The organism is Streptomyces sp. WI03-4A, from assembly GCF_033792105.1.
Classification (GTDB): Bacteria; Actinomycetota; Actinomycetes; order Streptomycetales; family Streptomycetaceae; genus Streptomyces; species Streptomyces collinus_A.
In genome coordinates this window covers 24,253-35,614 of sequence record NZ_JARAUO010000065.1, presented here as the reverse complement: position 1 = coordinate 35,614, position 11,362 = coordinate 24,253, and the positions used below count along the sequence as shown (strand labels likewise).

The 11,362-nt window shown below is 76.4% G+C and carries 11 protein-coding genes; 5 read left to right on the top strand and 6 right to left on the bottom strand.

Annotated features, from left to right (window positions below):
* The 3 genes from PV343_RS38155 to PV343_RS38145 all read right to left on the bottom strand — a co-directional run.
* A partial coding sequence (locus PV343_RS38155) for a hypothetical protein (protein ID WP_319151638.1) occupies nucleotides 1–194 on the bottom strand: 194 nt, incomplete at its 3' end.
* 167 nt (nucleotides 195–361) lie between these two features.
* The gene (locus PV343_RS38150; protein ID WP_319151637.1) at nucleotides 362–1,030 is read right to left on the bottom strand and encodes an HdeD family acid-resistance protein; all 669 of its coding nucleotides are present in this window, start codon (nucleotides 1,028–1,030) and stop codon (nucleotides 362–364) included.
* A 60-nt stretch (nucleotides 1,031–1,090) separates the two neighbouring features.
* Nucleotides 1,091–1,693 (bottom strand): HhH-GPD-type base excision DNA repair protein, encoded by a 603-nt coding sequence (locus PV343_RS38145; protein WP_319151636.1) that lies wholly within the window; start codon nucleotides 1,691–1,693, stop codon nucleotides 1,091–1,093.
* A gap of 137 nt (nucleotides 1,694–1,830) precedes the next feature.
* On the opposite strand from PV343_RS38145, the gene PV343_RS38140 reads away from it, so the two are divergent.
* From PV343_RS38140 to PV343_RS38125, 4 genes are all read left to right on the top strand, one after another.
* The gene (locus tag PV343_RS38140) at nucleotides 1,831–4,971 is read left to right on the top strand and encodes a penicillin acylase family protein (protein WP_319151635.1); all 3,141 of its coding nucleotides are present in this window, start codon (nucleotides 1,831–1,833) and stop codon (nucleotides 4,969–4,971) included.
* Complete coding sequence (locus tag PV343_RS38135; protein WP_319151634.1) at nucleotides 4,964–5,596, top strand: GNAT family N-acetyltransferase; 633 nt, start codon at nucleotides 4,964–4,966, stop codon at nucleotides 5,594–5,596. Before PV343_RS38140 ends, PV343_RS38135 begins: the two co-directional genes overlap by 8 nt.
* 189 nt (nucleotides 5,597–5,785) lie before the next feature.
* Nucleotides 5,786–7,579 (top strand): copper resistance protein CopC, encoded by a 1,794-nt coding sequence (locus PV343_RS38130; protein ID WP_319151633.1) that lies wholly within the window; start codon nucleotides 5,786–5,788, stop codon nucleotides 7,577–7,579.
* Between the two features lie 36 nt (nucleotides 7,580–7,615).
* Entirely contained in the window at nucleotides 7,616–8,251 is a 636-nt protein-coding gene (locus PV343_RS38125; RefSeq protein WP_319151632.1) for a poly-gamma-glutamate hydrolase family protein, read from the top strand.
* Here PV343_RS38125 and PV343_RS38120 read toward each other — a convergent pair.
* The 3 genes from PV343_RS38120 to PV343_RS38110 all read right to left on the bottom strand — a co-directional run bounded on the left by PV343_RS38120 (nucleotide 8,248) and on the right by PV343_RS38110 (nucleotide 10,472).
* Nucleotides 8,248–8,619 (bottom strand): hypothetical protein, encoded by a 372-nt coding sequence (locus PV343_RS38120; protein ID WP_319151631.1) that lies wholly within the window; start codon nucleotides 8,617–8,619, stop codon nucleotides 8,248–8,250. The two genes, PV343_RS38125 and PV343_RS38120, sit on opposite strands and share 4 nt — an antisense overlap.
* Before the next feature lie 12 nt (nucleotides 8,620–8,631).
* The gene (locus PV343_RS38115; RefSeq protein ID WP_319151630.1) at nucleotides 8,632–9,345 is read right to left on the bottom strand and encodes an SDR family NAD(P)-dependent oxidoreductase; all 714 of its coding nucleotides are present in this window, start codon (nucleotides 9,343–9,345) and stop codon (nucleotides 8,632–8,634) included.
* Nucleotides 9,346–9,548: 203 nt separating this feature from the next.
* A complete protein-coding gene (locus PV343_RS38110; protein ID WP_319151629.1) occupies nucleotides 9,549–10,472 on the bottom strand; it encodes a LysR family transcriptional regulator in 924 nt (307 codons plus the stop codon).
* Between the two features lie 168 nt (nucleotides 10,473–10,640).
* Between PV343_RS38110 and PV343_RS38105 the strand changes: the two genes are divergently transcribed.
* Nucleotides 10,641–11,327, top strand: coding sequence for a TNT domain-containing protein (locus tag PV343_RS38105; protein ID WP_319151628.1), 687 nt, complete (start codon nucleotides 10,641–10,643; stop codon nucleotides 11,325–11,327).
* The last annotated feature ends 35 nt before the right edge of the window (nucleotides 11,328–11,362 follow it).

Genomic DNA, 11,362 nt, shown 5'->3' with positions numbered 1-11,362 from the left:
GCGGGCTGGTGCAGGGCGCGGGCGGGGGGCCGCAGCAGCGAGTCGAGGACGTCGTGCTCGGCGGTCCCGGCCGGCACGGTCGGGACGGGCGCCGTCGTGGCCTGCACGTGGGCGCCGGGCACCCACAGGGCGAGGAGCAGCACGAGCACCCGCAGCCAGGTGCGGGTGCGGGGGAGTCCCGGGGTGCCGCTCACGGCTGGTCTGTGCCCGCGCGGCACCCGCGGCGCATCGCGCGGCCCACCGGATCCGCCCGCTCGGCCCAGCGCCGGGTGCACGGCTTGCGGTGGGCCAGTGCCGGGCGCGTGGTGTGCGTGCGGCCCGGCGCCCGGCTCGCACCGGCCGCGCGGCCCGGCGCCGGACCTCACACCGTGCGCGGGACCTGCCGGGCGCGTGCGCGGATGCGCAGCGCGGTCACGATCTCCACGACGCCGACGACCACCAGCCAGCAGCCGGCGACCAGCGTCAGCACCGCGACCGACCGGAACGGCGCGTCGATGAGCACGATGCCGGCGACGAAGGTGAGGATCCCGAGGGCGATGTGCCAGCCCCGGGCGGGCATGCGGTGGTCGGAGACGGCGGCCAGGGTGTGGGTGATCCCGCGGAACAGCCAGCCGATGCCGATCCACAGGGCGATCAGCAGCACCGACTGCATGGGCCCGCGGAAGCAGAACAGGCCCAGCAGGATCGACAGCGCGCCGCTGACGAAGGCCAGCACGCGCAGCGAGGCCCGCTGGTGGATGCCGAAGGCGGCGGCGAGCTGGAAGACGCCACTGACCAGCAGGTACACGCCGAACAGGACCCCCGCCACCGTCAGGGACTGGCGGGGCCAGACGAGGACCAGGACGCCTAGGACCAGCGAGACGACGCCGGTGCCCAGGACGAGCTGCCAGGCGGCTCGGGACAGGGCGTGCAGGGGGCCTTCGAGGGGTGGCTCGGGCTCGTGGGGGCCGCGCGGCGCGTGGCCCGCGTGGACGGTGCGGTCGTCGTACTCACGGTCCCAGGAGGGGCCGCCGCCGGGTGCCTCGGTCATGCTCCATGCTGGTCCCGGCCCGGCCCGCGCCGCCAGCGGGGCGGGGCCGGGCGGCTGAGGTCACTCACCCGCGGCCTTGGTGGCCTTGTCGGCCTTGGCGGCGGCCTTCATCTCCTGTTTGTGGGCTCGCACCTTGGCCAGCGACTCGGGTCCGGTGATGTCGGCGACGGACCGGAAGGACTCCGCCTCGCCGTAGCTCCCCGCGGCCTCCCGCCAGCCCTCGGGCCGCACGCCGAGCTGCTTGCCGAGCAGGGCGAGGAAGATCTGCGCCTTCTGCTTGCCGAAGCCGGGCAGGTCCTGGAGCCGCCGTAGCAGCTCGGGGCCGTCCTCGACGCCCTTCCAGACCAGCTCGGCGTTCCCGTCGTAGTGCTCGACCAGGTACTGGCACAGCTGCTGGATGCGCTTGGCCATCGAGCCCGGGTAGCGGTGCACGGCGGGCTTCGCGGAGAGCAGCCCGGCGAAGGCCTCCGGGTCCATGACCGCGATCTCGTGCGCGTCCAGGTCCTCGGCGCCCAGCCGCCCGGCGATGGCCGCCGGGCCCTTGAACGCCCACTCCATCGGGATCTGCTGGTCCAGCAGCATCCCGGTCAGCGCGGCGAGCGGACTGCGCCCGAGCAGCGCGTCGGCTTCGGGGTCCTGGGCGAGGTGCAGGGTGACGTCCATGGCTCGATGATCGCCCGCCGGGCTCGGGGGCGCAGCCGGGGGGTGGCTCCCGTGGCTCGGGTCTCCGGCGTAGGATGCCCGAGATTAATTTAGGCAAGGCTAACCTAAATTCATGGCCGAGTGAGGGGTGTCCCCGGGTGACGACCGAGACTTACCGCGATGCCTGGGGCATCCCCCATCTGCGGGCCCCCGACGCCCTCGCCCTCGCCGGCGCCCAGGGCCGGGTCACCGCCCTGGACCGCGCCTGGCAGATCGAGGTCGAGCGGCACCGCGCCCAGGGCACCTCGGCAGCTTTCCTCGGCGCCCCCGCTCTCTCCTGGGACGTCCTCGTCCGCCGGGCCCGCCTCGACGACACCGCCAGGCGCTGCTTCGCCGCCCTGGAGCGCCGCGACCCCGAGACCGCGGAGTGGGTCCGTGCGTACGTCGACGGCGTCAACGCGGGCCTGGCGGACGGCGCCCGGCGCGCCCCGGAGTTCGCGCGGACCGGCCTCGCGCCCGGGTCCTGGCAGCCCTGGACCCCGCTCGGCGTGTGGCTCGCCACCCACCTGCTCTTCGCCGGCTTCCCCGCCAAGCTCTGGCGCGAACAGGCGGTACGGCACCTCGGTCCCGGGGCGGTCGGCCTCTTCGCCACCGACGGCCCCGGCACCGCGGGCAGCAACGGCTGGCTGCTGTCCGGCGACCGCACCGAGAGCGGCCTGCCGCTGCTCGCCGGCGACCCGCACCGCTTCATCGAGGACCCGGGCGTCTACCAGCAGATCCGGCTGTCCTGCCCAGAGTTCGACGTCGTGGGCCTCGCCGTTCCCGGCGTCCCCGGCATCGCCCACTTCGGCCACACCGGCACGGTCGCCTGGTCCATCACCAACGCCATGGCCGACTACCAGGACCTCTACCGTGAGCGCCTGCGCCGCACCGGCGCGGGGGTCCAGGCCCTCGACCCGGACGGAACCTGGCGCCGCGCCGCCCGGCACACCGAACTGGTCGAGATCGCCGGGGAGCGCCCGCTGGAGGTCGAGGTGCTCGAGACGGCCCGCGGCCCGGTGATCGCCGGCGGCCCGGAGGGCCTGGCAGCCGAGACCGCCCCCGTGGAGCAGATGCCCCGCCCGGCCCGGGCCGCCGGGATCGCGGAGGTGCCCGGGGCGCGGTTCGCCGAGGCCGCGGACGCTCTCGGGGTGCCATCCGTCGAGGCCGCTGACGCGCCAGGGGCGACGTCCGTCGCGGCCGCCCCAGTCGAGCAGGCCGCGGACGCTCTCGGGGTGCCATCCGTCGAGGCCGCCGACGCGCCCGTGGCGCCATCCGCCGAGGCCGCCCCCGTCGAGCAGGCGCCCCGCCCGGCCCGGATCGCCGGGATCGCGGAGGTGCCCGGGGTGGCGCCCGCCGAAGCCGCGGTCGCTCTCGCGGCGCCATCCGCCGAGGTCGCCGACGCGCCAGGGGCGCCATCCGTCGCGGCCACCCCCGTCGAGCAGGGGTCCCGCCCGGCCCGGGCCGCCGGGACCGCCGACGCGCCCGGGGTGGCGCCCGCCGAAGCCGCGGTCGCTCTCGGGGCGCCATCCGTCGAGGTCGCCGCCGCGCCCGTGGCGCCATCCGTCGCGGCCACCCCCGTCGAGCAGGGGTCCCGCCCGGCCCGGATCGCCGGGACCGCCGACGCGCCCGGGGTGGCGCCCGCCGAAGCCGCGGAGGTGCCCGGCGCGCGGTTCGCCGAGGCCGCGGACGCTCTCGGGGTGCCATCCGTCGAGGCCGCCGCCGCGCCAGGGGCAACGTCCGCCGAGGCCGCCCCAGTCGAGCAGGGGTCCCGCCCGGCCCGGGCCGCCGGGACCGCCGACGCGCCCGGGGCGCCATCCGCCGAGGTCGCCGACGCGCCAGGGGCGCCATCCGTCGAGGCCGCGGTCGCTCGCGGGGCGCCATCCGTCGAGGTCGCCGCCGCGCCCGTGGCGCCATCCGTCGCGGCCACCCCCGTCGAGCAGGGGCCCCGCCCGGCCCGGATCGCCGGGACCGCCGACGCGCCCGGCGCGACGTCTGCCGAGGCCGCGGATGCGCGCGGGGTGCCATCCGTCGAGGCCGCCGACGCGCCCGGCGCATGGTCCGTCGAGGCCGCGGACGCTCCTGGGGTGCCGTCCGCCCCCGACCACCGCTTCCCCACCGCCCTCGCCCTGCGGTACCCGCCCCGGGTGACCGGTGACCTCGGCTTCGGTGCGCTCCTGCCGCTGCTGCGGGCCCGTCGGGTCGAGGACGTCGACGCCGCCTTCGACGCCTGGGCCGAGCCGGTGAACGTCGTCCAGGCCGCCGACACCGAGGGCGGCCTCCTGCACCGGGTCGCCGGCCGGGTGCCGGTCAGGGCGGCGGCCAACCGTGTCCAGCCGGTCCCCGCCTGGGAGCCCGGCCACGACTGGCGGGGTTGGCACGAGACGCCGTACGCCGGTCTCACCGACGGCATCGCGGTGATGGCCAACCAGCGCGGCCCGGCGGCCCCCCTCGGCGTCGAGTTCGCTCCGCCGCACCGCGCCGACCGGATCCGTGCCCTGCTCACCGAGCGCGGCACCTGGACCGCAGCCGGGATGGCCGCCGTCCACACCGACACCCACCTCGCCTCCGCCGCCCCCCTCCTCGACCGGCTCGCCGCCCTGGACGGACTCACCCCGGAAGCGACCCGGCTGCGCGACCGGCTGCTCGGCTGGGACCGCCGCATGGACGGCGACAGCACCGGCGCCGCGGCCTACGCGGCGGTGCGCACGGCGGTCGTCCGCCGCCTCGCCGCCCACCCGGTGTTCACCGCCCTGGCCGAACCGCCCGCCCACCCCGAGGTCCTGCTGCCCTGGCTGGCCCTGGTCCCACGGGTCGGCCATGCCCTCGAACACCTGCTGCGGGCCGAGGAGCTGTACGGCATCGACCGCGACGCCGCCGTCCGGGCCGCCGTGGAGGAGGTCGCCTCCGCACCGCCCGCCGGCACCTGGTCCGACGGCCACCGGCTCGCCCCCTGGCGGGCGCTGCCGGGGGAGCCGTACGACGAGCCGGGGCTCGCCGGCGACCACGACTGCGTGCTGTGCACCTCGGCCGTCCCCGGCCTCACCGACCTCGCGGCCCGCGGCCCGGCCGCCCGCTACGTCTGGGACCTGGCCCGCCGCGAGGACAGCCGCTGGGTCGTCCCCTTCGGCGCCGACGGCGTCCCGGGCGCACCCCACCACCGCGACCAGCTCCCCCTGTGGCTCGGGGGAGAGCTCGCCCCGGTCGTCACCGACTGGGCCCTGCTGACGCTCGAACGCACCGAGGAGACCGATGACTGACCCGCACGCCCCGACCGCGGCACCCCGCCCCGCCCCCATCCACGAGCAGCGCGTCGACGGCTACGGCACCGTCCGGATCCGCCCCCTCGACCCGGCGGCCGACGCGGGCACGGTGCACGCCTGGGTGAGCGAGGAGCGCGCCGCGTTCTGGGGCATGACCGGCCTCACCCGGGACCAGGTGGCGGAGGTCTACGCCCACCTGGCCGGCCTCGACACCCACCACGCCCATCTGGTCACCAAGGACGGCGAGCCGGCCGCCCTGCTCCAGACCTACGAGCCCGGCGCCGACCGGGTCGGGGAGTGCTACGAGGTGCGCCCCGGCGACATCGGCGTCCACCTCCTCCTCGCGCCCGCCGGACCGGCGGGGCGGCAGCCCGGCTGGACCGCCGCCCTGCTCGGCGCGATCACCTCGTACGCCCTGCGGGGACTGGGCCGCCGGCGGATCGTCGTCGACCCCGACGTCCGCAACACCGGGGCCATCGCCCGCTTCGTCCGCCAGGGATTCACCCCCGGACCCGAGGTCGTCCTGCCCGAGGTCGACCTCCCGGACGTGTACCTGCCGGAGAAGCACGCCCGGCTGGCGTTCCTCACCCGGGAGTCGGCCTTCCCGTCCGACCCGGCCTGAGTTGGCCCCGGCCTGAGGCGGACCCGGCCCGGGGCGGACCCGGGAAAGGCCCGGCCCGAGGCGGGCCCGGATCAAGGCGCGCCCAGGCCGAGGCGGCGCCGGGAAAGGCCCGGCCGCCGCGGTGAGCACGGCGGCCGATCACTGCGTACGTATACGGAGGACGTGCGGGCCGGCGAACGGAGGCATCGGGTGCGCGACCGACACGGGTGGGCACGGCGGCTGACCGTCCTGTGCGCGGGCCTGCTCCTGGCCCTGCTCGGCACGGCGGCCCCCGCCTCGGCCCACGCGGCCCTGCGCGGCACCGACCCGGCCGACGGCACGGTCCTCAGGTCGGCGCCCCGGCAGGTGACCCTGACCTTCACCGAGTCGGTCGGCCTGCTGACCGACTCCTTCCGCGTCTACGACCCCCGCAACCACCGGGTGCGCACCGGCGAGGCGGACCACGTCCCGGGCCGCTCCGACATCGCCCGCGTCACCCTGCCCGCCCGGCTCGGCACCGGCACCTACACGCTGGCCTGGCGGGTGGTGTCGGCGGACAGCCACCCGGTGTCCGGGGCGCTCACCTTCTCGGTGGGCCGGCGCACGGCCACCACCGCCGCCCTGGCGCCGGAGCGCACCGAGGACCCGGCGACCACCACCCTCTACAACATCGCCCGCTACGTCGCCTACCTGGCCGTGGCCCTGCTCCTGGGCACGGCCGCGTTCGTGGCGTACTGCCGGCCGCGGGCGCGGGACCACCTGCGCCGCCCGGCCCTGGCCGCCGGCTGGACCCTGGTGGCCGCGACGGCCGCGCTGTTCCTCCTCCGGGCCCCCTACGAGGAGGGCACCGGCCCGGCCTCCGGGCTCGGCCTCTCCGCCGTCGCCCGCACGGTCGCCACCCGCCCCGGGGAACTCCTCGTCGCCCGGCTGCTCCTGCTGGCCGTCGCGGGGGCCTGCGCGCTGTCCGCGCGGCGGTGGCGGAACGCGATCCCCCGCCGGGCCGTCCTGGCGGCGGCGGTCCTCGCCGTCGCCCTGTGTCTGACCTGGGCGGCCGCGGAACACGCCTCGGCGGGCCTCCAGGTCCCCGTCGCCATCGTCTCGGCCACCCTCCACCTGCTGGCGATGGCGGCCTGGCTCGGCGGCCTGACGGCACTCCTGCTGACCCTGCGCCGCACGGCACCGGACGAGCCCGCGCCGGCGGCCACCACCCCGCACGTGGCCACCCGCTTCTCCCGGCTCGCCTTCGCCTCGGTGACGGTCCTGGTGGCGACCGGCGTGTACCAGTCCTGGCGGGGCCTCGGCTCCTGGCCGGCGCTCACCGGCACGCCGTACGGCCGCCTCCTGCTGGCGAAACTCGCGGCGGTCACCCTGCTGCTCGCCGTCGCCTCCCGCTCCCGCCGCTGGACGGCCCGCCTGGCGGAGCCGGCCCCCGTCCCGCGCGCCGGGCTGGTTCCCCAGCCGGCCGGCGGTCCCCCGCCGCCGCCGGAACCCGAGCCGCCCGCCGCGCCGCGGCCCTCGCCGGACCGCCTGCGCCGCTCGGTGCTCGCCGAGGTGGCGGTGGGCGTCGTGGTGCTGGTCCTGACGACCCTGCTGACGAGCACGCTGCCGGGCCGGGCCGCGGCCGAGGCGGCGCGTTCCGGCACGGCGGTGGCCGGCATTCCGGCCGCCTCCGTCACCACGATCCCCTTCGACGTCGGCACCCCCGGCGGCCACGGCAAGGTCCAGGTCACCCTGGACCCGGGCCGGGTCGGCGCGAACTCCGTCCAGGCGGTCGTCTACGGCCCCGACGGCGGCCTGTCCGCGGTCCCCGAGGTGCGGATCACGCTGACCCTCGCGGACCGCCGGATCGGCCCCCTGGACACCCGGGTCACCGACCGCGGCGGCTACTGGGCGGCCGACTCCTTCGACGTCCCGCTGCCGGGGACGTGGACCATGAAGGTGATGGTGCGGGTGTCCGAGGTGGACCAGGTGACCGTGTCGAGGACCGTGCGGGTGGTGCGGTAGCGGCCCCGGACCCGGACCCGGGGGAGAGGCGGGAGCATGGCGCGCGGCGAGCGAGTGGTGATCGAGGGAGCGGAGTACACCGTCTTCCTGACGGCCGGATCGGGCATCGGGCTGCTGGCCCTGCACGCGGGCACGGAGGGCGGCACGGCGGAGCTGGCCGGGGAGGTGGCGGCCCGGACCGGGGCGAGCGCGCTGGTCTTCACCCAGCCGGCCGGCGACCCGGTGCACCTCCCCTCGCACCGGATGGCGGTGGACCACTGCGCCGCCCTGCGGGAGTTCCTCGCCTCCGTGACGGTGGTGGTGTCCCTCCACGGCCACCTGCGGCGCGAGACACCGCGGGCCGTCTTCCTGGGCGGCGCCAACCGCGAGGCGGCCCGCGTCCTGGGGCACGAACTCACCGTGCACGCGCCCGACTTCGAGGCCGTCACCGATCTGGACGCCATCCCGGAGGGGCTGCGCGGACTGCATCCGCGCAACCCCGTCAACCTCGGTGCCGAGGCGGGCGTCCAGGTCGAACTCCCGCTGGCCGCACGGACTCTGCGTCCCAGGAAGGTCCCGGGGGTCCCGGACCTCCCGCCGCCGTCGGTGGCGGCCGCCCTCACCGCCGGGGTCGAGCGGCTGGCGGCCCGCCCGCGCGACGCGGCGGACCGGGGCCCCGCCGCCAGGCCCTAGTCCGGACGGGACACCTGGTAGTGGCCGATGAGCCACTCGTCCCCGGACCGCACCAGCACCACGCCGAGCTTGACGTGCAGCGTGGGCCGGTCGGTGAACCCGAAGTCCACGTCCAGGTATCCGAGCACGACGTCCGCGCGGGGGCGTCTGCTCTCCAGCACGCGGTACGCGGCCGTCAGTCCGGGCGGCTGCGACGCGTAGTAGTCGGCGACGCCCTGCCTGCCGACGCTGTAGGGGTGCAGCCCCTGGAAGGTGGCGTCCTCGGTGAACAGCGCGGCCACCCGCTGCGGTTCGTGGCCGTCGACGCCCGCCTTCCACCGGTCGAGGACGCCGCGCAGGACGGCCTCGGTGTCCGGCATGCCGTTCATCAGGGTGTCCCTTCAGTGGCCCGCGCTCATGCCGCCGTCGACGTGGAGGATCTCGCCGGTGACGAACGGAGCGTTCTCCAAGTAGAGCACCGCGTCCACGACGTCGCTCTGCTCGCCCATCCGCCCGACCGGGTGCAGGGCGGCGAGGGCCGCGTGCGTCTCCTGCGGGTGCATGGGCGTCTTGATGGTGCCCGGCGACACCGCGTTGGCCCGGATGCCGCGCGTGGCGTACTCGATGGCCAGCGACTTCGTGGCGGACTGCAGGCCGCCCTTGGTCAGCGAGGCCAGGACGGACGGGACCCGTGAGTCGGCGCTGTCGACCAGGCTGGTGGTGATGTTGACGATGTGGCCGCCGCCCTGGACGAGCATCCGCTCGACGGCCAGCTGGGTGATGCGGAAGAACCCGGCGAGGTTCACCCCGGTCACGGCGGCGTAGTCGTCCGCGGTGTACTCGGTGAACGGCTTGGCGACGAAGATCCCCGCGTTGTTGACCAGCGTGTCGACGCGGCCGAACCGTTCCACGGCGGCGGCGACGACCCGCTCGGCGGTGGCGGGGTCGGCGATGTCGCCCTGGACGGTCAGCAGGTCCGCGTCGTCCGAGGGGGCGATGGTGCGCGAGGTGGCGACGACGGCGTGGCCCAGCTTGCGGTAGGCCTCGACGAGGCCGGCGCCGATGCCCTGCGAGGCGCCGGTGATCACGGCGACCTTGCGGCTGTGAGTGTTCATGGGGTGACTTCTCCCTGCGGGACGGTGCGGATCTCCCGGACGGGCGGCCCGGGAGGGAGGTCGGCCTGCCGATCTCACTAGCCGACCGGTCGACTATTCGGAAGTTAGGCGGCTCCCGGGACCAAGTCAAAGACCTGGGGCGCCTTCGCCGGGACCGGCTTCCTCCCAGTTGGGAGCCCGCGCCTCGCAGCGCACGTCAGCGCCTAGATCCGGTACGGGTCGTCCCCGGGCAGCCACACGTCCGGGGCGTGCAGGCCCAGGTCGTCCACGCCGTCGCAGAGGGCGTCCACGACGGCCAGGACCGCCTCGCGGTCCTCGTCACGCCGCCGGACCAGCGACCAGGTCCAGTGCGCCCGCGGCGCGACGACCGGCCGGCGCACGAGGTCGGCGGGCAGCGGGGTGGTCTGTCCCTTGGGCGAGTTGACGACCGGCCGGCCCGAGCGGCGCACGTGGTCGAAGAAGGCGGGCCCGGTGACGCCGCCGTCACGGACGCGCTCGACACGGGCACCGGTGGCACGCGCCAGCTCCTGGGCGTAGGCGTTCCAGGAGGCCCAGGAGGTGACGTCGTCGTCCACCAGGACGACGGTGTCGCGGGCGGCCACCTCGCCCGTGCCCGGGCCGGTGGCCACGGCGTGGAGCCGGTCGGCGCCGAGCAGCCGGGCGCTCAGCCCGAGCCGCCCCAGGTCCTCGGTGCGCACCCAGCACACCGCGAGGTCCAGGCCGCCGTCGGCGACCCGGGCCGCCTGGGTGTGCGAAGGCGCGACCCACGCGTCGACGTCGACCCGGGCCACGGCGGACGTCCGGGCGGCCAGGTCCGCGGGGAGCCAGTTGACGTAGCCGAGCCGGACCGGGTCCGCACCCGACAGACGGCGCGCCCGCCGCCGCAGTCCCTCGGCCTGTTCGAGCAGGGCGCGGCTCATCGGGAGCAGGTCGGCACCGGCCGCGGTGAGCGACACGGAGCGGCGGTCGCGGTCGAACAGGCGTACCCCCAGGTCGCGTTCGAGCGCCTTGATCTGCTGGGACAGAGACGGCCCGGCGATCAGGAGCCGTTCGGCGGCCCGGCCGAAGTTGAGTTCCTCGGCCACCGCGACGAAGTAGCGAAGTTGGCGCAGCTCCACGCGCGTCATGCTACGTCGGCGCCGGGCCCGGGACCGGTGTCCGCCGTCCGGGGAATCCGGTCGTCGTTTCGGGTGACTTCGCGGGCCGCCTCCCGCGCCGCGGCATATGCCCCGCGTGAACTTGGGCGCGACCACCCGTACGGCGCCTGGTCGGTGCCGGAAGAGAAGGGACCCCGGATGCGCGTACTGCGCGCCCTCGTGGGGAGCGTCCTCGCCTCGCTCCTCCTCATGGCCGGCATCGCGCCGGCCACGGCCCAGGCCGACCGGCACCCCGCGGTGCGCGGTGCGCACTGCCCGACCGCGGACCGCGGCCGCGGGACCAACAGCCCGCCCTCGACCGCCCTCCAGCCGTACTTCCTGGATGACTGGCGGCTCGGTCCCCGGCAACTGCCCCGCACGGGCGCGCTCGGCAAGATGCTGCGGGGCTACCACCGCACGGACTCCGTCTCGCCCTACTGGTTCCTCGGCTGCTACTGGCAGACCGACCCCAGGACCGGCAAGTCGGGCTGGTGGTACCCGGACCACGACGGCTTCGTGCTGCGCGACGGCAAGCCCCTCGAGCGCACCGTGACGCTGCGCAAGGGCCAGCTGGTCGACCTCTTCGGCAGCGGCTTCGGCAACTTCCTCGCCCCGGCGGGCACGCCCTACGCCCAGCGCGCGATCCCGCCGAGCAACCTCGACAGCTACGTCGAGCAGTATCCGTTCAGCTACCACCTCTACCGGGTGCGCGAGCCGTTCAGCGTCCGCGCGGGACCGATCAGGCCCTGGTTCGGCCAGCCCGGCCTCGGCCTGCAGTACGTGACGACCCCCTCGGTCGCCGACCTCGTCGCCTCGCACCACCTGGACGCGGTGCCGGTGGCCTGACCCCCGCGAGCCGAGGACGGCCGGGGCGGCGACGA

What these genes read in the sequence shown, in the direction of transcription:
- PV343_RS38150 (WP_319151637.1), bottom strand. Translation starts at nt 1,030, where the DNA reads ATGACCGAGGCACCCGGCGGCGGCCCCTCCTGGGACCGTGAGTACGAC.
- PV343_RS38145 (WP_319151636.1), bottom strand. Translation starts at nt 1,693, where the DNA reads ATGGACGTCACCCTGCACCTCGCCCAGGACCCCGAAGCCGACGCGCTG.
- PV343_RS38135 (WP_319151634.1), top strand. Translation starts at nt 4,964, where the DNA reads ATGACTGACCCGCACGCCCCGACCGCGGCACCCCGCCCCGCCCCCATC.
- PV343_RS38125 (WP_319151632.1), top strand. Translation starts at nt 7,616, where the DNA reads ATGGCGCGCGGCGAGCGAGTGGTGATCGAGGGAGCGGAGTACACCGTC.
- PV343_RS38120 (WP_319151631.1), bottom strand. Translation starts at nt 8,619, where the DNA reads ATGAACGGCATGCCGGACACCGAGGCCGTCCTGCGCGGCGTCCTCGAC.
- PV343_RS38115 (WP_319151630.1), bottom strand. Translation starts at nt 9,345, where the DNA reads ATGAACACTCACAGCCGCAAGGTCGCCGTGATCACCGGCGCCTCGCAG.
- PV343_RS38110 (WP_319151629.1), bottom strand. Translation starts at nt 10,472, where the DNA reads ATGACGCGCGTGGAGCTGCGCCAACTTCGCTACTTCGTCGCGGTGGCC.
- PV343_RS38105 (WP_319151628.1), top strand. Translation starts at nt 10,641, where the DNA reads ATGCGCGTACTGCGCGCCCTCGTGGGGAGCGTCCTCGCCTCGCTCCTC.